The sequence below is a fragment of the Streptomyces sp. NPDC002057 genome, from assembly GCF_040296665.1.
Lineage (GTDB): Bacteria > Actinomycetota > Actinomycetes > Streptomycetales > Streptomycetaceae > Streptomyces.
The window spans coordinates 37564-63423 of sequence record NZ_JBEOXR010000052.1; the positions used below are offsets into that span (position 1 = coordinate 37564).

Here is a 25860-nt window from a genome sequence, read left to right on the forward strand (position 1 = left end):
CCGGACTCGGGTCGACGGCCGACCGTGACGGCCGGTCAGCGGCGGCGCCTGGTGCGCTTGACCTTCAGCTCCTCGAACCGCGGCACATCGCCGTCGAGGATCCGCAGCCACGCCCGCGCGAAGAGCTCCGCGGCGGGTTCGACCGGCACCAGCGCGCCCAGGACCGGCCGAACGCCCGCGACCGGCCCGTACATCGGCAGCTTCCACTGCTCGACCGGCAGCACAGACGCCGACTGCTCGGCCCAGGCGCCCGGCAGGAACAACGAGCGCCCCGCCCGGGCCCGTACCGCCGACACCACCAGATCGGTGGCCTCCAGTTCGGCGCGGGCCGCCTTCAGCCGGGCCGGCTTCCACCCCGTCCACCGCGCGGTGTTGCGGTCGGTCGGGTCGGGCATGGCCAGCAGCATCAGGTACACCGCCGCCGCGTCCGCGCCCAGCCCGTGGGCCCCGGAGACCTCCGCCACCAGGGCGGGGACCGACCGGGACGGATCCTGAGGCCACCAGGTGCCCTCCGGGTCCGTCTCGCCGGCCGCGGGCGCGCCCGGATCGGCGAGGAGACGCGCGAAGACCGGATCGTGCGCGCGCCGCAGAGCGGTCTCGGTCGGCGTCGGATGCTGCTCCTGCCCGCGCAGCGCCACCAGGTACGGGTCGGACCCCGTGGAGTCCAGCAGAGCGGGCCTCAGCGCGGGCTGGGGCTGGCCGTCGTGGGTGGCCATGAGCACCGCGCCGTACCGCTCGTGGTCCGGTGCCGTCTCCGTCGGGGCGCCCGCCACCTTGCGGAAGTCCGAGAGGCTCGTGAAGTGCCCCACGGACAGCAGCAGCTCGGGCGAGGCCAGACGCTGCCGCACGGCCGTGAGCGCACTGGGCAGCGTCGCCCGTACGGGGTCACCCGCGGGCAGCCGGTGCGCGAGCCAGGCCGACAGGCTCATCGCACCCGTGAGGACCGACGTGGTGAACGGCGCGTCCGCCGGCGCCACGGTCGTCGGCCGGTCACCCTCGATGCGCCACTCCACGTCGACGCTCAGCTCCGGCGACGACGACGGGTCGAGGAGCGCCGGGAGCGCCTGGTGCACGGGCCATCCGCTGCGCGCCGCGCGCGCGGCCTCCGCCGCCAGCCAGTCGGGCACCTGCGTCCGCCGTCCCACCCGCGCGATCCACACGGCGGCCGCCGCCGCCACGTCCGGTCCCTCGCTCCACAACCGCGCGGGATCGGCGGGCAGGAGCGCCGCCACCACGGCCCGCCGCACCTCGACGTCGAGGGTCCGCAGTTCGTCGCGGGCATGACGCGCCTCGGCCACCTTCAGACCGAGGGTCTTGCGCAGCTCCGCCGGCAGGAAGTTGCTCTCCCAGCTGTCCACGTCGGGGATGCCCACGACGACGAGCCGGGCGAGCGCTCCCGAGACCCCGGTGAGACGGCTGAACTCCTCGGCCGTCTCGGGGAAGAAGGGGGCCGTCGTACGGATCGCCGCCTCCCGCAGGAAGGCGGTCAGCCAGTCCGCGCCGCGCGCCCGGTCACCCACCGGCGCGTCACCGCGCACGGTGTACGGGCCGGGCACCTCGAAACGGCCGCTCGGGTCGTACAGCAGCGCCCCGAACTCCCGTCCGCCGTCGACGGCGCTGTTGTGCTCGGTGATCCCGAGTGCCGCTCCACCACCCAGCGGCAGGACACTGCGGTGCCAGGAGCCGCGCTCCTGACCGTCCGGGGTGTGCAGGTGGGGCGAGGTGAGGTGGACGAGGACCCGGCGCCAGTGACCGGCCGAGCCGGCCGCCGAGGCCAGGCCCAGCGCGTCCACCCGGCCGAGCAGCCCGAGCAGCGCCGTCCGGTGCTCGTCGGTGGTGCCGGGCGCGACGGCCCGGAAGGCGATCGCGGCCGACTGGTCCAGGAGTGGGGTGAAGGGCAGTCCCGAGTACGGCAGTGACGGCAGGTCGAAGTGCACCCGGCCCGGCAGCGCCGTGGCCGAGGTGTCCGCCCGTACCGACGCGAGCCCGCCCAGGAAGCGGTGGGCCACGTCCTCGGTCGCACCCGACCGGTAGTACCCGGAGCTCGCGATCCCGCTCAGGGCCGTGCTGATCACGTTGTCGGCGGGACCCTCGGAGAGGGCCTCGGCGGGCTCGCCCGCCGGGTCGAGCCGCGCGGCCACGGCGTCCAGGGACTTCTGCTGCCCCACGGCGAAGCTCAGCACCCGCACCACTCCCGCGATGAGTTCGGGCGCCGAGATCCCCGGCAGCGCGGTGCTCACCAGCTCCGGCAGGTCCGCAGCACGCTCCGCCAGGGCCGCCGCCTTGAGCAGCGTCCCCATCGTCTCCCCGTCGGCGGCGCGCAGCACGGCCGACCCCTCGGGGTCCCGGGCCCGCAGCGTGTGCAGGTGGGACAGCGGCGGCAGGGTCGTGGCGGCGGTCCCGTACCTCTCGTGCCGGTCGCCCGACGCCGTCGTCGTGACCACGCCGTCGGGGTCGCTGAGCGACAGCTCCCGCCACTGGTGGCTGAGCGCCCTGGGCCGGTCGTCGCCGGGGAACGTCAACGCCGCGACCGGCATGGCCGAGCCCGCGGGCACGGTGACGGAGCGCCCGGTGGTGTCCTCGGCGTGCCAGCCGTTGCCGGGCAGCCGTACGACCCGCCAGCCGAGCAGGCCGTCCTCGGGCGCGCCGGCGATCGCACCGTCCACGCGCGGTGCGGGCCGCAGCCACGACGAGCGGGCGACCAGTTCGGCCCCGGTGGCGTGCGGGCGCAGCGCGTCCGCGAGGAACCCGGGCTGGGAACGGCGCCCGTAGGCGCCCTCGGCGGGGTCGTACTCGGCCCAGCCGCCCTCGCCGTGCCGCTCGCCCGACTCCCACACCCAGTACGAGGTGCCGTCGGAGAGCAGCGGGCGTTCCAGCGGCAGCTTCGTGTCGCCGGCGTGCAGGACGCCTCCGCCGGTGGTGCGGCCGCCGCCGGGCAGCGGCAGGCTCGGGTTCTCCGTACGCATCGACCAGTAGTCGGCGGAGCCCTCCAGGGTGAGCACCTTGTCGGGCGCGGTGTGCCAGTACCCCTGTGTCTGGCTACCGCTGCCGTAGGTGCTCCAGAACACCAGCAGGGCGCCGTCCACGTAGTGGAAGCCGTACCGGTAGGAGTGCGCCGAGGGCACACGCAGATCGTGCGTGAGCACGGTGGAGTCGGCGTCGATGACCCGCACCTGGACGGCGCTGGCCACGATCAGGTACGGCCAGGCCTCGACGACGGTCAGACCGTCGACGTCGTCGCGCCCCGGAGCCAGCTCCGCAAGGGCCTCCTCCCACGCGGGCCAGCGCAGCTCCTCCCAGAGACCGCCGCGCAGGGTGCGCGCCAGGGTCGCGCCGAGGTCGGCACCGGCCGCGGCCGCGACCTCCTCCGGGGCGAGCGCCAGGGCCTCGCCGGGCAGCCACGACAGTCGCGCCAGCGCGCTGGGGAGTCCGGGCAGCCCGGCCGCCACCGAATCGCGGGCGACCTCCCGCATCCACTCGGCGAGCATCGGACGACCGCCGGTCGAACCCGCGAGCCTCCGCATCACGTCCGCTCCGGCCGACGCGCTGCCGTAGCCGTTCGCACCGTTGCGGAAGGCGGGGCGGAAGCGCGGGTCGGCGGCGAGAGCCGCCAGGTCCCGCGGCTGCTCCCCGCGCGCCCAGTCCGACAGGTTCAGGGCGTCGTGGCGCCGGTTGCGGCCGGTCGGCTCGGGATCGGCGACCGGGATCTCCAGCGCGAGCAGCAGGTCCAGCAGGTCGACGTCCTCGACGCCGACGCGCAGCGCGCCCTCGCCCTCGGGCCGCGCCGCCAGTTCGGCGCGCAGCCTCCCGGCCGCGCGGTTCACCAGGTCCAGCAGGGCCGGCGGCGTGGGGCGGGTGCCCCAACCACGGTGCCGGGCGGCGTGGAAGCGCTCCAGCCACCCCGCCGCGCCGTCCTCGCACCGCTCCTCCGCGGGCGCCTGCGCGTCGGTCAGTCCGGTGTCCGCCCCGGAATCCGCCAGGATCCCGAGCCACAGCTCGCTCAGTTCACCGTCGTCCCCGGGCGGGGTCATCGACAGGAGCGTGCCGCGTACGGCCGGGGTCCGGCGGGCCAGCGCGACGAGCGCCGTCCGGTGCGACTTCCACCAGCCGCTCGCCGCGCGCAGCGTGGCCGGCAGCGGCAGGAGTTCGGCGAGGTACTCCTGCTCCGCCTCGTTGCCGGACAACTCCGCCGCACGGGCCAGGCGCCGCAGCTCCACCGCGGCCTGGGCGGACGGGGCGAGGCCACCGGCGGTCCGGCGCACGCACAGCCGCCGGAATCGCTCGTACGCCTCGACGGGGGCGAGCCGCGCGGCGAGTTCCTTGCCGTAGCCGGTGAGGACCTTGACCGGCAGGGCGCCGGCCAGGGCGAACTCGAGGAAGACGGCGTCGAGCCGGTCCTCGTCGACCGCGAGCCCGTGCTGGGCCTCGCTGGTACGGGCCCGGCCAAACAGCTGGCCCGCGTACGTGGTGTTCTCGACCCCGAGGAAGACCCGGGCGGCCTGCTCGTAGAAGACGGGCAGGAAGTGCGGGACGGCCGAGGCGAGCCGCCCGGCCAGCTCCTGGCAGGCGTCCAGGGCGGCCTTGGGCTTGGTCTTCGCCTGTCGGGCCAGCCGGTCCAGCTCCGGCACGACCGCCAGTGCGTGGTGCCCGTCCTCCGGGTGGTGCACGAGCACCCACTCCGGGAAGCCCAGTTCCTGCCGCTGTCCGAGGCCGACCACGGCCGGTTCCCCGTGGAGTTCGAGCCCGAGGAAGCCCGCGGCGAGGTCCTCGGCCGGGCCGAGTTCGGCCGCGGCGAGCCGGACGACGACCCGGTCCTCCCCGAGGACCTGGTGGCGGTAGGCCCGCGCGGTCAGTTCGACGGCGGAGGAGCCCGCTCCCTCGGCGTCGGCCGGGAGCACCGCTCCGGCCCTGAGCAGCTCCGTGTTGCCGGAAGCGGTCGTGCTGGTCACGCGTCCCCACCCTCTTCGATCGTGCGGCCGGCGTACAGCGCCGCGGCCATGCGCATTCCCTCCGACCAGGCCACCGGCCCGACCTCGTTCAGCCGGACGGCGCGGCCGTCCTCGTCGTGCCAGGAGAGCGCGCCGGTCTCCGACTCGCCCTCCCAGTACGGTTCGCCGATCCACACGGAGGCCTCCGTGCCGCGGCCCCCGTCGCGGACCTTGCACGTCGCGTAGCCGCCGGACACCCGGTAGCCGAGCCCGGTCGCCCGCGCCGCGAGGCCGAAGCGCGAGGCGAACTTCCCGCCCGCGTAGTCCCGCACCTCCGCCGCCGTCTCCGGTTGGACGGCGGACGGCTTGGCCCAGGTGGCGCGGTGGATCTGCTCCACCCGCTGCGTGATGCCGAGTTCGGCCGCGAAGTCCCGCACGTCGTCCAGATCCGGAAGCAGCACGGGGTGCGGGAGCGTCACGGTGCGCGGGGAGAGCCGTACGGTCTCGCCGTCGAGGTCGACCACCTTCAGCTCACCGTCGGCGGTGGCGTCCCGCAGGAAGCCGACCTCGTCCGGGTCGTCGCCCACCACCGCCATGTCGCGCAGCGCGGACCGCCACGCCTCGTCCGGCCACACCCGCGCGATCAGCGTGGTGGGCACGGGGAGCGAGGACACCATCCAGGTGTCCACCTGCGCCACGCACGAGGCCGCGTGCCGGTCCAGCCACTCCGCGAGCCGCCGGAGCCGGTCGGCCTCGGGATGGTCGCGCAGTGCCTTCGGCAGCGTCTTCAACTGCCGCCCCCCGGTGCGCCGTGCGACCACCCGCCCGTCGTCGAGGGAGATCTCGTATCCCTCACTCGCTGCCAGCCACGTCATCAGCCGTGCCCCTCCGCCTGTCCTGTCGGAACCAGCGCAGCTCGAACCAAGGGACCCCTGTCCCTGAGCTGCGATGAGCTGCGATATGCGGGGAGACTATCCAGGGCCACTGACAACGCGTGTACGGGCTGTGGACAAGGCCTTGGGATCGCGCATGCGGGCTGTGGACAAGACCTCGGAATCGCGCATGCGGGGTGTGGACGAGGCCCCGGAAACGCGCATGCGAGCTGTGGGCGAGGCCCTGGCAACGCGTCCGCGGACCGTCTGAAAGGCCCGGGCGGAACGTCCTGCCCGTCAGCCGGGAGAGCGGCCCGCCCCGTGAGGAAGGGGCGGGCCGACCCGGTGTCAGATGCCGCAGCTGGAAGCCGACCAGAAGCGGCTGCCCCGGTGGTCGAGGTGGGTGTGGTCACCGTGTCCGGGGTATCCCGGGCCGAGGATCCCGTTGAAGCCGTGGTTGCGGGCCTGCTGGGCGAGCCTGCACAGCGAGTGGGGCCCGGAGCCGAGGTCGGCCGCGTCGCCGTACAGATGACGGCTCGACGAGGCACCGCCGACGGCGTCGTTGCAGGCGTGGCTGCGGAAGCCGCTGGTGACGCGGATGCTCTGGTCCCCGAGGGCGTGCCGCAGGGCCTCCAGCTTCCACATGGTCCGCAGGGCGTTGGACTTCGCCGTGGCCGCGCTCACCGCGCCGCCCGCCCACGTGGTGTTGCAGTTGTTCAGCTCGGCGTAGGAGAAGTGGACGGGGGTGCAGTCGTCGTCCTGGAGCGCGTAGATCTTGTTGAACGTCGCGGGGCCCGCGACGCCGTCGGCGGCCAGCCCGTAGGCGGCCTGGAACCGTTGGACGGCGGCCACTGTCCCGGGCCCGTAGGCGCCGTCGATGGCGAGCACCCCGCCGGAGCCGGGGTAGCCGGCCACCCGGATCTGCAGCTCCGTGACGTCGGCGCCGGAGGCGCCCTGGGAGAGGGTGCGCGACCAGGTGTAGCAGCCGTCGGCCTGGGCGGTGCCGGCGGTGGCCACCACTCCGGTCAGCGAGGCTGTCGCGATCATGACAATCGATAGAAGAAGGCGCAAGGGCAGCGAACGGGGGGTGCGTCGGGACATCGAACCTCCATGGCGTCACGAATCCGGAATGACCTCCGGACGAGAGTCCCCCCGAGATTGACCGCCCGGTCGACGCGCGTCAACCAGGCCGGGACGAGCGACATTTGTCGGCCCAATGGCGCCCGAACCATCGGGTTGGCCCCCCGTGGCGCGTCGCCGCCCGCACACCTCCCTCACGACACGCGCCGCGCCCGCGTCGCGAGGGCGGTGACGCGGCGGCGGCGTTCCTCCCGGGCCCGCGTGTGGCGGTCCAGCTCCTCCATGAGACGGCGCCCCCGATGGTCCGGGTCGAGTTCGTCGAGGACCCGGTCGATCTCGGCGAGCAGAGCCCCGTACAGCTGCCAGTGGTCGGGGTGGGCCTCCGCGTCGCTCCGCAGCAGCCCGGCGGCGCGGTCACGGGCCGAACGGGCCGCGCGCAGCTCGTCGGCGAGATGACCCTCCGCCCTCTCCGAGCCGGTACTCGTGTGCGAGGTGACGAGGACGGCGAAGCTGACCAGCACGTCCGCGAGGTGCCGAACCGTCTCCTGGAGCGCGCCGGCGGTCTCCTCACGGAAGAGCGCGGCGCCGTTCCGATCCCTGGCCAGGTCCGTCAGCGTACGGGTGAGGACGCGCAGCACGACCGCGCAGATCTCCAGGGTGTCGAGCCCGGTGCGGAGCACGATGCGGTGGAGCAAGCCCTCCTTGACACGCGGGTTCATACGGAGACTGTCCTCCGCCTGGCGCAGGGCGGCGTCGACGTCGGCGACGTCGTTGTCGAGGAGCCGGGCCTCGTGGAGACGCGCCGCGGCCCGCTCCACGGGCGGGGGCGCGGCGCCGGTCCCGGACAGGGGAGCGGGCTCGGGGTGCCTGTCCTGATCGGCGAGCTCGTCACCGATGTCGACGAGCAGCCGGCGCATCCGCCGGGCCAGGTCCACGATCGAGTCGCCCGCCGTGTCCACCCAGACCGGGGGCACCAGCACCACGTTGAACACCAGACCCACGACCGCGCCGATCAGGGTTTCGAGCACGCGGTCCCACGCGGTGTTCGCGACCTGGGTGACCCCGAGGACGAGCATCGCGCTGATGGCCACCTCGGGGATGAACTCCTCGACCCGGACGAACCGGCCCACGACCAGGGACGCCAGGATGACCAGGGCGAGACTCCACCACGTCAGCCCGACGAGCGCGCTGAACGCGATGGCGATGAGGACGCCGACGACGACGGAGGTCACCCGTCGCAGGCTCGTCTTGAGCGTCGAGTACAGCGTCACCTGCACGACGAGCAGGGCGGTCAGAGGTGCCGTCAGCGGTGCGGCCTCGGCGCTGAGCTGGAGGGCGACGACATAGGACAGCGTCGCCGCCGCGGTGGAGCGCACGGTCTGCACCGCGAAGGGATCCCGCCGGAACCGCTGCCACCACTGCCATCGGCGCGGGTGGACGAACCAGTCGGAGGGGCGCGGCATCCGTACTCCTTCTCCGGTCGGTGGCGGCCTGCTGGAGGCGCCTTCCCGCCCCCGTGCCGTCGAATCGCGATGGTTCGCGGTGTCGACCGCGAGCGCGCGCCGACGCGCCGACGACCGCCCGACGAATTGTCCGTTTCTCCTCGGATGGGGTCGGTGACCCGTGAACCGGCGTGCCGCGGGGCTGCTGAGGGGAAGCCCGTCGGCCTGTGGCTACCGGAGGGACTCCCACCCTCCGCCGGCCCGCGCCGGACCGTCGCCGTCCGCCTCTCCACGGGCGGCAGCCCGGCCTTCGGAGTCTCTTTGACCACTCACCACAGGCGGTCCTTCGGCGTCCCACCGTCCGACCACGCCGGGGAGTTCGACGCGGGAGCGGATGCCCAGCCGGGCGAAGACGCTCCTCAGGTGGTGGTCGACCGTCCGGGGGCTCAGGCGCAGTCGGTCGGCGATCTCCCGGTTGGTGGCGCCCTGTGCGACGAGCCGCGCGATCCGCTGCTGTTGCGGGGTCAGCCGTCCCCACGCCACGCGGGGTACGGCGCCACCGCTGGTACCGCCGGTGGCGCGCAGCTCCGACCGGGCATGCTCGGCCCAGCCCTCCGCGGCCGCCCGCTCGAAGGTGACGAGCGCGTCGCGGAGCGGCCCGCGCGCGTCACCGGGGCGCCTGCGGCGCCTCAGCCACGTGCCGTACGCGAGGAGCGTGCGGGCGCGTTCGAAGTCGTTGGCGCAGTCGTCGTGCCGGCGGACGGCCTCACCGAACCAGTACCCCGGTTCCTCGCCCTGAGCGAGCAACGCCCGGCAACGGGCCAGCTGCGCCGGCGCCGCGCTGTCGATGCCCTGGACGGCCCAGACGGCATACTCCTCGGCCGCCGCACGGGCCTCGACCCTCCGGTCGGCCGCCACGGCCGCCTCGACGAAGCACGGCACGACCAGCATCCGCAGCGCGAAGTGACCGCCCCGGGGGCCGGTCCTGACGAGCGGAACGAGCCGCGCCGCCGCCTGCGGGGCCAGGCCACGGCCCAGCTCACCCCGCGCGAGAGCCCATTCGGCGAGCGTCGCCGCCTGGAGAAGTCCGTGGGGGCGGGCCGTCTCCAGAGCCCGCCCGGCGTGCTCGACCACCGCCCGCTCGTCGCCGACCACCGAGCCCACCAGGGCGAGCACGGCGTGCTGGTGCGCGGCGACGTTGCGCTGCCCGGTCACCTCCGCCGCCCGCAGCCCCTCCCCGGCGGTGCGCGCGGCCCGGCTGTACCGGCCGGCCCGGAGTTCGGCGTACGCGAGGTGTTCGAGGACACGGGGCAGCAGGGACGTACGGCGCTCCGCGCGGGCCCGGGCGAGCGCACGCGCGTGGACCCGGGCCGCCGCGACCGTGTCGCCGAGGACGAGCGCGGCCGAGCCCGCCCGCAGCAGCAGCCTCGGATCGTCCTCGGCGCCGTCCCGCGCGACCACCCGCGCCAGCGGTGGGCGGGCACGGTCGAGCCGTACGCTCAGGGCGGCGCTCAGACCGTCGGCGAAGTCCCGTTCCGTCCCCCGGACGTCCCCGCCGCCGTCGAGGGCCGCCAGGCAGGCGGCGGCATCGCCCCCGGCCCAGGCGGCCTCCATCGCGAGGAACCGGGCGTCGGACGCCTCGACGGGAGCCCGCTCCCGCAACAGCTCAGCCGCCTGCAGCAGCGCCTCGTACGCGTCCATCACCGGTCCACCGGCCAGGGCGGCCAGGCCGCGCACGAGTTGGGAGCGGCCCCGGACCACCGGCGCGAGGGCGCGTCCCGCGGGGGAGGGACCGAGCCGGTCGGCACGGTGGTCCTCGCTCCGCGCGAGCGCCGCGCGCGTGCCCGCGGCGGTGGCCGACGGACCGGTCCCGGCGGCCTCCTGGACACGGCGGAGCCACGCCACCGGGGCCGAGGCGCGAGCGGCCCGCGCGAGGAACGGGTCCTCGAACCGCAGCACATCGCCCCTGCGCCACAGCAGCCCGTCCGCGAGGAGACCGTCCAGGGCCTCCACGGGGGTACGGGTCGCCCGCGCTCCGGAGCGCACGGCTTCGACGCCGACCTCGTACGCCGGGCACCCGGCCCCGTCTCCGGCCCGGTCCGTCAGCGCCACCAGGGCGAGCAGCCGGCGGGAGTCGGCGGGCAGCCGGTCCAGCAGCCCTCCGTACACCTCGGCCAGGACGGTGCCGTCGACGACCGGCCGCGGCAGGGGAACACCACCGGCGACTTCGGCCGCCGTGAGGCGGCGCGCCACGGCGGCGAGGAGTCCGGGGTGCCCTGCCGTCTCGTCGAACAGCCGGCCCGCGACGCGTGGTGACGGGGCCGCCGTGCACAGGTCGTCGAGGAAGGCCCGCGCGCCGTCCCGGGTCAGCCGTCCCAGACGCACGCTCTCCGCCCCCGGCACGTCGGGAAGCCGGTGGTGACGGGCGGCGGAGACGAGCCAGCCGGGGCGGGTCGATCCGCCGGACCCCGGGTGCGCCGATCCGGCGGGTCGGCCGAACGCCGGTCCGCCGGACCTGCGGAGCCCCGGTCCGCCGGACCCGGGGCGGTCGGCGGGTGGACGCCCGGGCTCACGACGGCCGGCGGGTTCCTGCCATGCGGCGGCGAGCGCGGCACGTGAATGCGCGTCCCACAGATGCAGGTCGTCCAGGCAGATCAGCGCCCGACGACCGGCGAGCAGTTCGGCCACCGCAGCGCCGAGGCCGTGCGCGCCCCGCGCCGACCGCAGCGCCCGTCGAGCGGCCGTCGGGGTGGGTGCGAGGGCGGCGAGCAGGGCGCGGGCGCCGCTCCACGGGCCGCGGTGCGAAGGCGCGGCGACGCGACATCCGACACGAGACCCGGCCCCATCGGCGACCCCGGCCGTAGCCCCGTCCCCGACCCTCGCTGCAGCCCCGTCCCCGGCCCCCTCACCGATCCTGCCCCCGTGCCCGGACGGCGTACGGAGGAAGTCGTCGGCCGCCCGGGCCAGGAGCGAGGTGCGTCCCTCGCCGGTGTCCCCGGTGACGAAGAGGACACCACCGGCCCCCGCGTCGACCCGGGCCGACAGGCGGGCCACCGCGGAGAGTTCGGCCGCCCGGTCGTACAGCCGCCGACTCGGGGTCGCGGCACGCGTCGCTCCGCTCACGCCCGCCACGCTACCGACCCGTACGGGACGGCGGAAGGTTCCCGGGTCTGGACGGTGGCCCAGACCCGGGAACCGCGCTCTGTGACCGTGCACAGGGCGTCAGGAACCGAGCGGGCAGCTGCCCCGGTACTCCTCGATCGTCAGACTGGGCCGAGGAAGCGGGCAGAGGAACTGCTCGTAGCGGGTGTCGTCGTCGATGAAGCGCTTCAGCCACGAGAGGCTGTACTTCGCGATCGTCGTGTTCGAGGCGTTCGGGGTGAAGTGGGTGGCGCCGTTGAGCTCCAGGTACCCCTTGTCGAGCGAGCCGGGAAGACTCTCGTAGAACGGCTCGGAGTGCGTGGCGACGGGGGCGATCGTGTCGCCGTCGGCGCCGATGACGAGCGTGGGCGTGGTGATCTCGGGCCAGGTCTTGTCCGTGTTCCAGGCCGTGAGGGGGACGGCGGCCTTGAGGGAGGGCCGGCTCTTGGCGGCTTCGAGGGTTCCGCCGCCGCCCATGGAGTGCCCCATGACACCGAGCCGGGAGGCGTCGACGCGCCCCCGCACGGTGCTGCGCTGGGTCAGGTGGTCGAGCGCCGCGAGGAGCTGCCGGCCGCGGCTGTCGGGCTGGTCGAGCGTGGTGAGGGTGTCGATGGTGAACACCACGAAGCCCTGCGAGGCGAGCCGCGGTCCCAGCCAGGCGATCGAGGACTGCGTGGCGGTGAACCCGGGCGAGATCACGACCGCGCCGAAGGTGCCGTCGGCGGTGGAGGTGGGGTAGTAGATGGTGCCGCCGCCGAATCCGGTGACGGCGAGGGAGGAGACGGAGGTCTCGGCGACCGCGTAGGAGCCGCGAAGGGCCTCCACACCGGTCTGGGTCGGCGCGGGACCACGCTCGTACGGGTTGCCCGCGGAGGCGGCGGCTTGGACACCGGGGGCGAGGAGCAGGGCGAGGCAGGCTGCGGTGGCGGTCGCGGCGGAGGCCGCGGCAAGGTGTCGTCTCACGACGGAGTCGTCCTCTCGTGTCGTGGGGCGGCCGCCCTCCGGGGAAACCGGTCGGCGGCCGCGCCGTGAACTGGCCCGGCACACTGTCCGGTCAGCACGACACGCGGGCATCGGCAGAACCACCGGCCTCCGCGACCGCCGGACCGATCTCCCGCGCACGGCAGCGTGATCCCTCAATCCGCGTCAGGGACGTGAGGAACCTCCCGCGGTCGTGCCGGCGGAGGAGCGACGGGCGCGTGAGGAGGCGAACCGCCGCAGGTCGGGGGGGAGCAGTTCGGTGGTCACGAACGCGACCACGGCCGCCAGGATCACCACGGGCGTCACGTCGGCGCTGCCGAGCAGCAGGGCCACGAGCACGACGCTGCTCACGGGGAGCCGCAGGGTGGCCGCTGCCGCCGCGGCCATCCCGGCAGCCATGGCCGGTACCAGCCCGAGTCCCGGCAGCGGAGCGAGCAGCACACCGGTGGCGGCTCCCAGGAAGAGGGCGGGGAAGACGGGACCGCCGCGCAGGCTGCCCAGACACAGGGTGTACGCGGCGCCCTTGAGGAGCAGGACGGCCACCAGCGCGCCGACGCCCCAGGTGTGCGCGTCGGAGGCCAGCGTGCTCAGTGTGGCCTGCCCGGACGAGGCGACGTCGACGGGCGAGCGGCCGGTGATCAGCGAGTAGAGCGCGGCACAGGCCGCGGCTCCCAGCGCGCAGACGACCGTCCGGAACCGCACGCCGCTCCGGACGTACGCCGCCACGAGCCGTCCCCCGCCCAGCACCAGGCGCATCACGACGGCGATGGCCACGGCCATCGGGAGGGACCACAGCACGTCTCCGGCGTCCAGACGCGGCGTCGGCGTCGGCAGGTCGAGGTTCAGACTGCCCGTCTCCAGACCGGTCCAGTTCCCGAATCCCGTGAACACCAGGGATCCGACTCCACTGGACAGCAGGGCGGGCAGCATCACCGCGAACAGCCGTGGGCCTCCCACCCCCGCGATCTCCATGAGGAGGACGGCGGCGATCAGCGGGTTGCCGAAGATCGCGGCGATCGCGGCGGCGGCTCCGGCCGCGCCCAGCAGCGCCGTGCTCTGCGGGGTCGAGGGCGCGCGAGCGAGGTCGCGGAAGAGGAGGGCCAGGCCACCGCCCAGGGCGATCAGCGGTGCCTCCGGACCGAGTACGGCTCCGAACGGCAGGCTCGCCACCGCGGCGAGGAGCACGCCGGGGAGCGCGGTGGACGAGGCGCCTCCCGCGTGCAGGCCCAGGGCGGGGATGTGGCCGCCCGCGCCGGGCAGCCGGGCGGCGATCTGTCCGACGCCGAGGCCCGCGACGAGGAGAAGGGGCAGCGGCCACCACCACGCGGGCGCGTCCCGGCCCATGTGGTGGGGGAGGTCCGCCCACAGGAGGTGTTCGAGTTCGTGCAGGCCGACCAGGAACCAGAACGCGGCGAGGGAGACCGGGACACCGATGAGGGCGCAGAGGACGAGCGCCTTGAGATAGCCGGGGGTCAGCAGGATGTCCCGCAGACGGTCCGCCTCCTCGGGCTGCGTTCCGCCGGCGGCCGGACCGGACGGAGGACTTGGCTCGGCCATCGGTGTCTTCCTTCCCCTCGACCGGGCGCCCGGTGCGCGGCCCGCCGTGAGTGTGCGGTGAAACGGGGGCACCGCCCGTGCGGAAGCCGGGATCGGAGCGGACAGCCGGGATCGCGGCGGCTGGGCGGGATCGGAGCGGACGGAGGCGACGGCCGGCCCGGAATCGGGTCCCGCACCGCACGGTCCATCGCTACCCGGTGTTCCTTCCGGCCGCAACAGAGACACACCGGGAGCGCGAGGTCCTTCACCCGCAGTGGTACGTGAACGCCGCCGCCGACGTGTGGACCGTGGGTGACATGATCACCAGGCGTGCCACGGCCCGGTGCGTCCCGGGCCCGTGGAAGGTCCACAGCAGATGGAGCGTGGCCTCCTCCTGACCACGGGCCAGTTTCTCGTGCAGGACCGTGGAACGGGTCCCGTCGCTGCGTTCCCAGCGGTACGTGACGGTGCCCGGCCGTCCGTCCGTGCGGACGACGGCCACGACGTCCGCGGTGCCGTCACAGCCGAGGCGCTGCCCCGAGGTGCCGACGGTGACGTCCCGCACCGCGACGCCGGGCCCGTACTGCCGCCAGGCCAGGAAGACCAGGACGGCGGCCAGTACGACGCACGCGAGCGCGTAGCGCCGCGGCCACCGGGAACGGACGCGCGGACTCGGCGCGGGGACGCCGGGCAGGGTCCCGTGCCAGATCTGGACCGCCGTCGGCGTGTTCTCGGCACGCCGTGCGGCGGCCGCGGTCACGCCCGGTCCGAACCGGAGGACCTCGCCTTCGACACGGTCGGGCGCGGCGAGAGACGCGGCGACGGGCACTTCCGGGCGCGTCGCGTCCGGTGCGCGTCGCACCGTCTCCTCCGACGCGTCCTCCGGTGCCGGACGTTCGAACCAGTGGCTGCCGAGTTGGGTGGCGCTGTAGTCGTCGTCGTTCATGAGATCGCGCACCGCCGGATGAAGACCTGCTGCAGGGAGCCGCCGTTGGTGGCGGCGGGGGTCGTGGTCGCGCGCAGAGCCCAGTAGCATCCGGCGCCCCGGACGTCGTGGGCGAGCATGAGGGTGTACCGGGTGGCTCCCTCGCGCCGGTAGGTCTCGGAGCCGTCGGGGGCGCCCGGCGATCCCTTCTCGTCCCCGGTGAACCACTCGATATGGATCGTCACCGGTCCCGTCCCGTCCGTCGTGACCTCGACGGCGGCCGAGGCGGCCGTCGGCCCGGTCTGGCGCAGACTCGTGACGGAGACCGCCGACACGGAGACGGGCGGCGTCGGGGGAGCCGTGGTCGGTGGCGTGCTCGTCGGGGTCGTCGGAGGGGTGCCGGTGGGAGGTGTGGACGTGGTCGGTGGCGCCGAACCGGGAGGCGTGGTCGGGGGAGTGGTCACGGTCGGCGTCGTCGTCGCCGCGCCCGTGGGCGACTCGTCCGGGGTGACGCTCACCCCCGGGCTCGGCGACGAGGAAGGCCCCGGTGTCGTCGCCGTCGGATCGGGGGTGGGCGTCGGTGGCGTGGCGGTCTCCGGCGGAGGCGTGCTCGCCCCGGTGCTCGTCGTCGCGAAGGCCTGGGCGGCCTTGTCGCCGTGCGGCTCCTCGCCCCCGGCGCGCGCGGCGAGGGCGAGCAGGAGCGCCAGGACGAGCCCTGCCGCACCCGCCGGCAGCCCGCGCGGGAGCCGCCACCGGGAGCGGGGCGGCGGGGCGGGCAAAGTGGTGGTGGCGAGCGCGGTCGTGCCCTCCGGGATGCCGCCCGAGGACGGGAAGAACAGCGGCAGGAGCGCGGCCAGCGCCGCCAGGCGGCCCCGGCCCCGTTCCTCCCACTCCGGTCCGTAGGTGGCCAGGGCGACCGACTCCAGCTCGGTCACGAACGCGGCCGCGTTCTCCGGCCGCTCGTCCGGGGACTTCGCGAGCCCCCGCCGGATCAGCGGGCGCAGCGGCTCGGGCGCCTGCCCGTCGGGAACGGGCGTGTCCAGGTGCTGCAGGGCGAGTTCCGCGAAGTTGTCGCCGGAGAAGGGCTTGCGCCCGGTCAGACACTCGAAGAAGGTCGCGGTCGCCGCGTAGACGTCGGCCGCCGGCGAGGCCGGGGCGCCGTTCCACTGCTCGGGCGCCATGTAGGCGGGTGTGCCGGCGACTCCCGGTGTGGTGCCCCGGCCGACCGCGATGCCGAAGTCGACGAGCTTGGACGCCCCGTCGGCGGCGACCAGCACGTTCTCCGGCTTGTAGTCGCGGTGCACGACGCCCGCCCGGTGCGCGGCGGCGAGGCCCAGGAGCGAGCCCTTGAGCACCACGAGGGCCGCCTCGGGACCGGTCGAGCCCTCCCGGGCGAGGAGCGCGCGCAACGCGACGCCGTCGACCAGCTCCATCACGAGGGCCGCACCCCGTGGAGCCTCGACGTACTCGTAGAACGTCACGACATGGGGACTCTCCAGGGCGCCGAGCAGCCGGGCCTCGGCCCTGAACCCCCGAACGAACGCCTCGTCCGAGCGGAACCGCTCACTCAGGTACTTCACGGCGACGGGCATGCCCGTCGCGTCGTGCGTGGCGAGCACCACGCGGCCGCTGCCGCCCGCACCCAGCTCCCGGGTCTCGGTGTACCCCGGAACCACCCATGCGCCCATCCCCGCCCCCCTTGACGCCGTCTCCGGCTGTCCCGCTCACATGGACAGATTCTGGCCACGGCCGGTTCCCCGCGAAAGGGGGCGACTTGAGGCACAGGTGACGGTGAGGACCGTGGGGCACAAGCACCGAAAAAAGAGAATTCGGCCGCCGTAACCCTCGTACGGGATCAGAGGTAGGGGATCAGGGGCACGGGATCAGAGGCACGGGGGCGGGCCGGGCATCACGCGCTCTCCCCGGGCCGCCACCCCCAGGCGGTGAGCATGCCGGCCGACAGGGAGGCGCATGCGTCGGAGTCCAGGTACCGGATCGCCGCGTCGACGCCCGCGTCGTCGACCAGACCGGTCCCGCGCATCGCCGCCCTGCTCCGCTCCCACGTGTCCGCCCAGAAGCGGCTGAGGGGGCTGCCGGGCACGAGCGGCGGGACATGGATCTCGGCGGCGACGGGCACGAGCCCCGCCCCACGCAGCAGTTGAGGGTACGACGGCACCCAGGAGACGTCGGTGCCGATGGTGTCCCGCAGCCCCTGCCACATCGCCCGCATCGCCAGGGTGTACGGCGTCGCGGGCGCCCGGTCGCCGGTCAGGTCGACCGCGTCGCTGAGCACCAGCACCCCGCCGGGCGCCACGAGTTCGGCGAGGCGGGCGACGACGCGCTCGTGCTCGGGCAGGTGCATCAGCACGAAACGCGCGTGGACGAGCCGGAACCGGCCGGGAGCGAAGTCGGGGGCGGTGACGTCGGCCTCCAGCAGGTCGAGCCCCGCCACCGGCCGCTCACCGAGGAAACGCACGTCGCGGTCCACGGCGAGCACACTCTCCACCCGCGCCTCGTCGAGCAGCCGGCGCGAAACCGTCCCCGTGCCGGCGCCCACGTCGAGGCACCGCCACCCCGGTCCGACGCCGAGGGCCCGCAGCCGAGCCATGGTGATGTCGTCGTAGGCGAGGGCGCCGAAGTCGATGCGCTCGCCCTCGCCGGCCTGCTCGGGCCGGAACACGGCCTCGCCGTAGCGGCCGCCGCCCGGCGCGCCCTCGTGCGGCGACGCGTTCACAGCGCCGCCGTGGCCACGAGGTGGGCACCGTCCTGAAGGTGTTTCAGTGCCCGGTGGGCGAGGAGCGGGAACAGCGGACCGTCGAACGGTTGCATGGCAGGACCTCTTCACACGATGGGCCGGAACCGGTCGGCCCGTCCCGAGGCCGCCGCCCACCGATCCTCCACCTGCGTCCCTCCGCAGGGCCGAGGCGCGCCGTGCCCCGACCCATCGGCCCCACGGCCGGCGGCACCCGAGGGTGCCGAGGGGCGGAGCCGGATCGGAACCCTCCACTCAGTCGATGACCGCCGTGGCTTCGACCTCGACCAGGATGTCGGGTCCGGCCAGGGCGGCGACGCCCACCCCGGTGAGCGGCGCCACCGGGGTCACCCCCAGCTTCTCGGCCGCCCGGGCGACCCCCTCCAGAAACAGGGGCATCTTGTCGGGGGTGAAGTCGACGAGGTACACGGTCAGCCTCACCACGTCGTCGAACGTGGCACCGACCTCGGCCAGTGCGGTACCGACGTTGAGGTAGCACCGCTCGACCTGGGAGGCGAGGTCGCCTTCGCCCACCGTGGCCCCGTCGGCGTCCCACGCGACCTGCCCGGCGACGAAGACCGTCCTCGACCCGGTGGCGACCGCCACCTGCCGGTAGAGGTCGACCTTCGCCAGTCCTTCGGGGTTCACCAGGGTGATGGCCATTGCCGTCTACCTCCTCGTCGTACGAGCCCGTGGGCCCGCTGCCACCGAACCAAGACCTCACTCGGTTTCTTGTGGATACCCAGGAACCGTAGGAGAGTGAGCCCCGACCTGGAAGAAGGCACTTTTCGGTGACTGGGGAACCACATGGGGACCAAGCAGCTCAACGGCTCGGCGGCCGACGAGGCGGACCTGACACGCGCGGACTCCCTGGGGCGGGAGATCTTCTCGGACATCGCCAACAAGTGGGCGCTCCTGATCATCGAGTCCCTCGGTGACGGCACCCTGCGCTTCAGCGAGGTGCGGAACGCGGTCCAGGGCATCAGCCACAAGATGCTCACGCAGAACCTGCGCATGCTGGAGCGCAACGGCCTGGTCGACCGGACCGTGCACCCCACCGTGCCGCCGCGCGTCGAGTACACCCTCACCGAGCCGGGCCAGGCCCTCCGCGCGACCGTCGACGGAATGTGTGACTGGACCCATCGATACGTCGGCCACATCGAGGCGTCCCGCCACCGCTTCGACAGCTGAGCGCGGGGGCGCGGCCGGCGGGAGGAGCGGCTCCTCGTCTCCTTGACCTTGACGCGACGGCAGGGTTTCTACTGGGCCTCGTACGGATCGGAGCGACCCCGTGGTCGCCGGGACGATCCCCCCGGAGAGGACACCGAGATGGACACCCGCACCGAGATCGAGACCCGCACGGAGAAGAACCTGGCCCTGCTGCGAGCGGCCTACGAGGCGCTGGGCAGCGGCGACCTCGACGCGTGCGTCGAGATGCTGACGGAGAACTTCGTCGCCCATGTGCCGGGGGTGGCCGACCCGCTGCACGGCCGGGAGATCTGGCGGCTGGGGACGCGGACGATGCTGGACGGGTTCCCGGACCTGCGGATCGACGTCGAGGACATGTTCGGCGTCGACGACAAGGTGGTGGTACGGGTCCGCTTCAGCGGCACGCACCGGGGCGCCTTCCAGGGGATCGCGGCCACGGACCGGCCGGTCGGCTTCCGCAGCATCGAGATCTACCGCGTCGAGGACGACAGGATCGCGGAGGAGTGGGTGGCTCCGGACATGATCAGCCTCATGCGGCAGATCTCGGCCGTTCCGACCGCCACCGACGAGAATGCGGCGGACAAGGACCGCGACCGCCGGTAGGGTCGCGATCATCATGCATACCGTCATCCACAACTGGCAGGCCGCGCGCACCCGGTCGACGCTCTGACCGCGGTGCCGACCGGCGTCGGCACCGGGGACACGACACCAGGGCCTCACAGCCCAGCGTCCACCCTTCGCCTCAGGATGACGAGGATCCCCACCATGCGCGCCATCCCGCGCCCCACTTTCGTGTTCGTTCACGGCGGCTCCAGCAACGCCCGGGCCTGGGGCCCGTTGCAGAACGAACTGGCCCTGCTCGGACACCGTTCGTACGCCGTCGACCTGCCCGGCCACGGAGACAACGCCGACGTTCCCGCCGCCTACTACCGGCAACCCCAGGACGTCACCGCCCTGGCCGCCGCCCCTTCCCCGGTGCGTGGCATCACGCTGCGGCACAACGTGCGCCACGTGCTGGACGTCCTGCGGCGGCTCTCCGCGTGGGGCCCGGTCGTCCTGGTCGGCAACAGCCTCGGCGGCCTGACGATCAGCGCCGTCGCCAACACCGCGCCGGACCTGCTCGACCGGGTCGTCTACCTCTCCGCGCTCTGCCTCAGCGATCCCGCCATGTTCACCGAGCCGTGGGACGTGGCCGACGACAACCTGCTGGACGCCGCCGCGGCGCGGATCGCGGTGCCGGACGTACGTGACCCCGGAGTGGCCAGGCTGAACTGGCGCAGCGCCCACGCCGATCCGGCACTGTTCGCGGAGCTGAAGGCCGCCGTCATGGCCGACTCGACCGACCACCAGTTCCGGTTGCTGCTGGACTCCCTCGACCCCGACGAGAACTACGCGGTGCTGGAGCCTGCCGCACTGGTCAGGGCCGACGCGTGGGGACGGGTCCCGCACACCTATGTCCGCCTCTCCGAGGATCGCGGGATCACCCCCGCCGTCCAGGACCACATGATCCGCGCGGCGGACGCGCTGACCCCGCACAACCCCTTCGACGTCCACACCCTGGCCACCTCGCACACCGGCTACTTCAGCCATCCGCGGATCTTCGCGGAACTGCTGGCCGACCTCATCTGAGCCGCCCGCGAACGCCCCCCGCCGCCCGCCAACGGCGGCGGGGGCCGTTCGCGCACTCGACTCCCCCTCAGAATGTTGTGCTCCTGCGCCCAGATGTAGTACTTCTTATACATGAGCGAGCAGGTACACAACAGGCTGGCCGTTGTCAGGGCTGAGCGGAAGGTGTCGCGACAGGCACTGGCCGAGGCAGTGGGAGTCCACTACCAGACCATCGGCTACATCGAGCGCGGCCAGTACAACCCCAGCCTCGACCTGGCCCTGAAAGTGGCCCGGTTCTTCGGACTGCCGGTGGAGGTGCTGTTCTCCCTGGATCCGTTCCAGCCGCTCACCGACGAGGTCTACGGGAGGAAGCAGACATGACCACGACGCGCTACGACCGACAGATGTACGCCGTGATGAACGACCGCCGGGCGGCCGCGGCCTATGCCACTCCGGCCCGGCGCCGACTGCTGGTGACGCTGCACGTCGCCCTCACCGTCGTCGGAGCGGGCGCCTGGATCGCCACGGTCTTCGGACCCGGGTACGGCCCGGCCGTCGCGATCGCCGTGGTGATGCTCCCGTGGGTGGTGCTCACCGGCATGCTCAACGGATCCACACGGGGACTGCTCGAACTGCGCGGCCGGATGCTCGACGAGCGTCAGCTCGTCGAGCGCGACCGGGTACGCGCCCTGTCCCACCGCGTCACCCTGTGGCTGCTCGTGGCGGCGGCCGCCGGTGCCGGGACCTACAGCACGCTGACGGACGCACCCGTACGGGCAGCGGTGACCCCCGTCCTCGTCGGGGTGCTCGTGGTGCACTGGATCATGCCGCTGTGGGTGGCGGGACTGCGGGTCCAGGACGACCTCGCCGACGAGGTCGCCGACGAGGCCTGAGGCTGCCGCCGTGACCGGCCGCCCCTGGTCAGGCGCCCCGCGAGACGCCCTGATCCCCAGGTGCCGGCCGGTTCACGACGGATTGGTCGCGGTGGCCCGCTGCACGGCCGCGACGAACGCGCGAATCCGGTCGTGGTCCTTGACGCCCGGAGCGGACTCGACGCCGCTGGAGACGTCGACCCCCCAGGGGCGGGCCCGGCCGATCGCCTCGCCGACGTTCTCCGGTGAGAGCCCACCGGCAAGCATCCACGTGCCCTCGGGTCGGGCCGTTTCGATAAGCGACAGGTCCCAGCGGTCGCCCGAGCCGGCCCGGGGCGAATCGAGGAGGAGGACCTCCTCGCCGCAGGCGCCGACACGTGTGTCGGGCCCTTCGCTGAGCGAGGTCGCTCGCCACAGCCGCGGAAAGATCCGGGCCGCCGCGGCGAAGTCCTCCGCGCGGTACGCCGCACCGTGCAACTGCAGCGCGCCGAAACCGAGTTCACCGGCCAGCCGGGCGGCTTCGGTGGCGGGCGTGTCGTTGACCACCAGGACGGACAGCACGCTGGACGGCACATGAGCGGCGAGCCGCGTGACCCGGTCCCGGTCGAGCCCGCGCACGCTGGTTCCGCTGATCACCAGACCGACGGCGTCCGCGCCGGCCGCGACCGTCGCATCGATGTCAGCGGTCGACCCGAGCCCGCACACCTTGACGAACACTGTCTCTCCTCTACGAACCTCCGGCATGGCACCCCGAGCCTAGGCGGTCGGCTGCGGAGGTGGAGGCCGCAGGCTGCCTTGTCAGCCAACCTGGTCGCCCTTCGGCCCGATGCCTTCCGTCCTGGTCGGATTTCCCTCGGGCGTGAACGGGTGGTGAAAGGTGAAGGCATGCGGCGCGGCGCCGTGCTCGCGGAGGTGTTCCAGCCTGGAAACCCCGTCCCGCCAGGTGGGTATCGCGCCGTCGGAGACCCACCAGAAGACGTAGTTCGGGTGTCCGCTCCTCTCGAACCAGTCGTACCGCCTGTTCAGCGCCTCACGGTGCAGACCGGTGTAGATGGCGTCGAAGGCGGGGCGCAGGTCGGTCCAGAGCGAGAGAGTCGTGGCCAGGGCTGTGGTTTCCGCCGTACGCCCCTTGTCGTACCAGCTCGGTACGGCGAACTCTCCCCACGCGCCCCAGTCCGCCTCGAAGAGCACGCCCTGCTCACCGCCTGCCGGTTCGGCTCGCGCGAGGTATCCGGGGTGCTGACCGATCTTCCGGTAGACGGCCTCACCGATGTCGTAGAACTCGCGCGTGAGAGGTGCAGGATCGGCGAGGGGCGAGGTGAGGACGCCGAAGGTGTACAGCGCAAGGCGGGGCATTCGTCTCTCCCTGGTGGGGGCCTGGGGTGGACCGGGTTCGTGGCTGACGCAGGGCCGCGAGGGTTCGTGAGGGCGTGACCGAATCCCTCGTCGCGGGTGGCTCAGCCGGAAGGAACTCCCGCACGACCGTGGGCGATCGCCGAGGACCAGGTGAAGGTAGCCGCCACCGCGGGCCATGTCGAAGTTGCGTTTTCCCTGTCCAAGTGGCCTCCTGGACCGGCCGTACGGGGCCGGGGCGGGGCAGCCTGCGAGTGATCCACCTCGGGCGATCGGTCGGTCGGGTGCCGGCGGCGTCTCCACCCCCGGGGGAGTCGCCGCGCCGGCCGCTGAGCGGCGAGGGTGACGAGGGTCGACCGTCCCGCCGCGACGTACCTCAGATCACCTCGGCGGGTCCTCGCCCGTCAGGCCGTCGACGGATTCGCGGATGAGGTCGGCGTGACCGGCATGGCGGGCGTACTCCTCGACGAGGTCCAGGAGGATGCGGCGGAGGTTCGGGCGCTCCCCGCTGCGGGTGGTGTAGGCGCCGAGCTGGTCCAGTCCGCCCGCGCCGAGTGCTGTGTCCACGATGGCACGGGAGCGGGCGACCGCTTCGCGCCAGAGCGTGAGGAGTTGCTCGGGGGTGTCCTCGGCAGCGGAGCGATAGTCCCAGTCGGGAGTGCCGGCCCAGTCGACGGTGTCCCAGGGAGCGCCCACGGGAGAGCCGAGCCACAGCCGGGCGAAGTGGCTGTCCTCCACGTGCGCCAGGTGCTTGAGCAGGCCGCCCAGAGTGATCGTGGAAGCGCCCAGGGTGGCCCGCAGGCCGGGAGCGTCCAGGCCGGAGCACTTCCAGGCCAGCGTGGCCCGCTGGCGTTCGAGGGCGCCGAGGACGGCCTCCGCCTCGGTGCCGGCGAGTGGAGGTTCCGGCCATGTCTCGGCTGCGATCTCAGTCATGGCCGCAGACCCTAGCGAACGGATCTGACAGAGCGGTCCGGCGGCCCACGGCGTCCGTCCTCGCTCTCGTGACGCCGTGCACCAGGCATCCAGGGGGAGGGAGAACCCGTGCCCGCTTGCTCGTCCGCGCCGGACTGCGACGGTCTCACCCGGTCGGTGGAGCCGGGGCGGAGCGCCCGGTGTGGCGGGCAGAGGTGTTCTTCCCCCGTCCGGGGACCCGGGGGTCGCCCAAGCAGGCCGGGAGGCTTCGACCTCCGGTGGTGACATCGGGCGGGTGGGCCCAGGCTGGGACGTGCGTGACGGGCGCGGATGCCTCCGGCGCGCGCCCGCCCGCGCCCACGAGGACAGCCCGCGCCCGCAAGGAGGCCGCCACGACCGTGCCCCCACTCGCCGCTGCCCCGTGAGGAGCAGTCGGTCGCGGAGAAGACGTTTGCCGCGGCGACGGCGGGTGAGGCGACATGCCGAGACGTGCGTACTCAAGGGGAGGGCCGCTTCAACGGGACACCTCGATGCCACAAGCTCCGGCCGGCGGGCAGCAGGCCCTCCGTTCCGGGAACGTTCGACCGCCTGCGACCGCGGGGCGCGACCGCTCAGCACAAGGAAAGGCAGACCGACCGATGACCGAGAGCCGACCCGCCACCACGACCGATTCCGGAGCCCCGGTGGAGAGCGACGAACACTCGCTCACCGTGGGCCCGGGCGGCCCGGTCCTGCTGCAGGACGCCTACCTGATCGAGCAGATGGCACAGTTCAACCGGGAGCGGATTCCCGAGCGCCAGCCGCACGCCAAGGGCAGCGGCGCGTTCGGCCGTTTCGAGGTGACCCACGATGTCAGCCGCTACACCAAGGCGGCCCTGTTCCAGCCGGGCACCAGCACCGATCTGGTCGTCCGCTTCTCGACCGTCGCGGGTGAGCGCGGCAGCCCGGACACCTGGCGCGACCCGCGCGGCTTCGCGGTGAAGTTCTACACCAGCGAAGGCAACTACGACATGGTCGGCAACAACACGCCGGTGTTCTTCATCAAGGACCCGATGAAGTTCCAGCACTTCATCCGCTCCCAGAAGCGCCGCGCGGACAACAACCTTCGCGACCACGACATGCAGTGGGACTTCTGGACCCTGTCCCCGGAGTCGGCGCACCAGGTCACCTGGCTGATGGGGGACCGCGGCATCCCGCGCTCCTGGCGCCACATGAACGGCTACACGTCCCACACCTACATGTGGATCAACGCGTCCGGTGAGCGGTTCTGGGTGAAGTACCACTTCAAGACCGACCAGGGCATCGAGTTCTTCACCCAGCACGAGGCCGACCAGATGGCCGCCGTCGACACCGACTACCACACACGGGACCTCTTCGAGCACATCCGTGACGGCGACTTCCCGAGCTGGACGCTGCACGTGCAGGTCATGCCGTACGAGGACGCCGCGGGGTACCGGTTCAACCCGTTCGACCTGACGAAGGTGTGGCCGCACGGCGACTACCCGCTCATTCCCGTCGGCCGCATGACGCTCGACCGCAACCCCACCGACAACCACGCCGAGATCGAGCAGGCGGCCTTCCAGCCCAACAACCTGGTCCCGGGCATCGGACCGAGCCCCGACAGGATGCTGCTGGCCCGTCTCTTCTCGTACGCGGACGCCCATCGGCACCGCATCGGCGCCAACTACCAGCAGCTCCCCGTGAACGCACCCGTCGTCGACGTCCACACGTACTCGAAGGACGGGGCGATGGCCTACCGGAAGACGACCGACCCGGTCTACGCCCCGAACTCCAAGGGCGGGCCCGCCGCCGACACCGAACGCTACGGAACGCCGCCCAGCTGGTCGGCGGACGGCGAGATCACTCGGTCGGCCTATGTCTCGCACCCGAAGGACGACGACTGGGGCCAGCCGGGCACGCTGGTGCGCGAGGTCATGGACGACGCGGCCCGGGATCGTCTGGTGGACAACGTGGTGGGCCACCTCCTCAACGGCGTCACCGAACCGGTCCTCGAGCGCGCCTTCGCGTACTGGCGGAACATCGACGCGACCCTCGGCGACCGCATCGCTCAGGGTGTGCGCGAGAAGGCCGACGAGAAGGACCCCAAGGCGGCCGAGCAGGGCAACCCGGCACGCCGCTCCATGCAGCAGAAGGCCTGAACCGAGCGGGAACGGAGCGGGCACGGTGAGGACGAGCCCGTGCCGTGCACACCCGGGGCGACGGCCGGCCGGACCGGTTCAGGGGCGGCC

20 protein-coding genes are annotated in these 25860 nt (G+C 73.4%); 6 read left to right on the top strand and 14 right to left on the bottom strand.

Annotated features, from left to right (window positions below; translation table 11 throughout):
- Positions 1 to 35: 35 nt before the first annotated feature.
- The 11 genes from ABT129_RS30445 to ABT129_RS30495 form a co-directional block, all read right to left on the bottom strand.
- Positions 36 to 4949, bottom strand: coding sequence for a DNA-binding protein (locus ABT129_RS30445; RefSeq protein WP_351908019.1), 4914 nt, complete (start codon positions 4947 to 4949; stop codon positions 36 to 38).
- Complete coding sequence (locus ABT129_RS30450) at positions 4946 to 5803, bottom strand: DUF4132 domain-containing protein (RefSeq protein WP_351908021.1); 858 nt, start codon at positions 5801 to 5803, stop codon at positions 4946 to 4948. The genes ABT129_RS30445 and ABT129_RS30450 overlap by 4 nt, the downstream gene beginning before the upstream one ends.
- A 345-nt stretch (positions 5804 to 6148) precedes the next feature.
- The gene (locus ABT129_RS30455) at positions 6149 to 6901 is read right to left on the bottom strand and encodes a D-Ala-D-Ala carboxypeptidase family metallohydrolase (protein ID WP_502981962.1); all 753 of its coding nucleotides are present in this window, start codon (positions 6899 to 6901) and stop codon (positions 6149 to 6151) included.
- A 173-nt stretch (positions 6902 to 7074) separates the two neighbouring features.
- Positions 7075 to 8343 carry an FUSC family protein gene (locus tag ABT129_RS30460; protein WP_351908025.1) on the bottom strand — a complete coding sequence of 423 codons (1269 nt, stop codon included), beginning with the start codon at positions 8341 to 8343 and terminating at the stop codon, positions 7075 to 7077.
- 210 nt (positions 8344 to 8553) lie between these two features.
- Positions 8554 to 11445, bottom strand: coding sequence for a helix-turn-helix transcriptional regulator (locus tag ABT129_RS30465; protein WP_351908027.1), 2892 nt, complete (start codon positions 11443 to 11445; stop codon positions 8554 to 8556).
- Between the two features lie 99 nt (positions 11446 to 11544).
- Positions 11545 to 12426, bottom strand: coding sequence for a bis(hydroxyethyl) terephthalate hydrolase (gene bdeA, locus ABT129_RS30470; protein WP_351908029.1), 882 nt, complete (start codon positions 12424 to 12426; stop codon positions 11545 to 11547).
- A 183-nt stretch (positions 12427 to 12609) separates the two neighbouring features.
- The gene (locus ABT129_RS30475; RefSeq protein WP_351908031.1) at positions 12610 to 14001 is read right to left on the bottom strand and encodes a chloride channel protein; all 1392 of its coding nucleotides are present in this window, start codon (positions 13999 to 14001) and stop codon (positions 12610 to 12612) included.
- A 244-nt stretch (positions 14002 to 14245) separates the two neighbouring features.
- The gene (locus ABT129_RS30480; protein WP_351908033.1) at positions 14246 to 14926 is read right to left on the bottom strand and encodes a hypothetical protein; all 681 of its coding nucleotides are present in this window, start codon (positions 14924 to 14926) and stop codon (positions 14246 to 14248) included.
- Positions 14923 to 16593, bottom strand: a complete 1671-nt coding sequence (locus ABT129_RS30485; protein ID WP_351908035.1) for a serine/threonine-protein kinase — start codon at positions 16591 to 16593, stop codon at positions 14923 to 14925. Before ABT129_RS30485 ends, ABT129_RS30480 begins: the two co-directional genes overlap by 4 nt.
- Before the next feature lie 221 nt (positions 16594 to 16814).
- Positions 16815 to 17639, bottom strand: a complete 825-nt coding sequence (locus ABT129_RS30490; protein ID WP_351908037.1) for a class I SAM-dependent methyltransferase — start codon at positions 17637 to 17639, stop codon at positions 16815 to 16817.
- A 273-nt stretch (positions 17640 to 17912) separates the two neighbouring features.
- The gene (locus ABT129_RS30495) at positions 17913 to 18320 is read right to left on the bottom strand and encodes a RidA family protein (RefSeq protein ID WP_351908039.1); all 408 of its coding nucleotides are present in this window, start codon (positions 18318 to 18320) and stop codon (positions 17913 to 17915) included.
- Between the two features lie 144 nt (positions 18321 to 18464).
- On the opposite strand from ABT129_RS30495, the gene ABT129_RS30500 reads away from it, so the two are divergent.
- From ABT129_RS30500 to ABT129_RS30520, 5 genes are all read left to right on the top strand, one after another.
- Positions 18465 to 18848, top strand: a complete 384-nt coding sequence (locus ABT129_RS30500; protein ID WP_351908041.1) for a winged helix-turn-helix transcriptional regulator — start codon at positions 18465 to 18467, stop codon at positions 18846 to 18848.
- 138 nt (positions 18849 to 18986) lie between these two features.
- On the top strand, positions 18987 to 19469 hold the full coding sequence (locus ABT129_RS30505) for an ester cyclase (protein WP_351908043.1): 483 nt from the start codon (positions 18987 to 18989) through the stop codon (positions 19467 to 19469).
- Positions 19470 to 19631: 162 nt separating this feature from the next.
- Positions 19632 to 20495: an alpha/beta hydrolase gene (locus ABT129_RS30510; protein ID WP_351908045.1), complete on the top strand. Its 864-nt coding sequence runs from the start codon at positions 19632 to 19634 to the stop codon at positions 20493 to 20495.
- A 111-nt stretch (positions 20496 to 20606) separates the two neighbouring features.
- Positions 20607 to 20855: a helix-turn-helix transcriptional regulator gene (locus tag ABT129_RS30515; RefSeq protein ID WP_351908047.1), complete on the top strand. Its 249-nt coding sequence runs from the start codon at positions 20607 to 20609 to the stop codon at positions 20853 to 20855.
- Positions 20852 to 21367 carry a hypothetical protein gene (locus tag ABT129_RS30520; protein WP_351908049.1) on the top strand — a complete coding sequence of 172 codons (516 nt, stop codon included), beginning with the start codon at positions 20852 to 20854 and terminating at the stop codon, positions 21365 to 21367. Before ABT129_RS30515 ends, ABT129_RS30520 begins: the two co-directional genes overlap by 4 nt.
- Before the next feature lie 72 nt (positions 21368 to 21439).
- On the opposite strand, the gene ABT129_RS30525 is transcribed toward ABT129_RS30520, so the two are convergent.
- From ABT129_RS30525 to ABT129_RS30535, 3 genes are all read right to left on the bottom strand, one after another.
- Entirely contained in the window at positions 21440 to 22063 is a 624-nt protein-coding gene (locus tag ABT129_RS30525; protein ID WP_351908051.1) for a phosphoribosylanthranilate isomerase, read from the bottom strand.
- Positions 22064 to 22144: 81 nt separating this feature from the next.
- Complete coding sequence (locus ABT129_RS30530) at positions 22145 to 22702, bottom strand: DUF3291 domain-containing protein (protein ID WP_351908053.1); 558 nt, start codon at positions 22700 to 22702, stop codon at positions 22145 to 22147.
- A gap of 378 nt (positions 22703 to 23080) precedes the next feature.
- Positions 23081 to 23632 (bottom strand): DinB family protein, encoded by a 552-nt coding sequence (locus tag ABT129_RS30535; RefSeq protein WP_351908055.1) that lies wholly within the window; start codon positions 23630 to 23632, stop codon positions 23081 to 23083.
- 617 nt (positions 23633 to 24249) lie between these two features.
- On the opposite strand from ABT129_RS30535, the gene ABT129_RS30540 reads away from it, so the two are divergent.
- Positions 24250 to 25770 (top strand): catalase, encoded by a 1521-nt coding sequence (locus ABT129_RS30540; protein WP_351908057.1) that lies wholly within the window; start codon positions 24250 to 24252, stop codon positions 25768 to 25770.
- Positions 25771 to 25860: the final 90 nt, after the last annotated feature.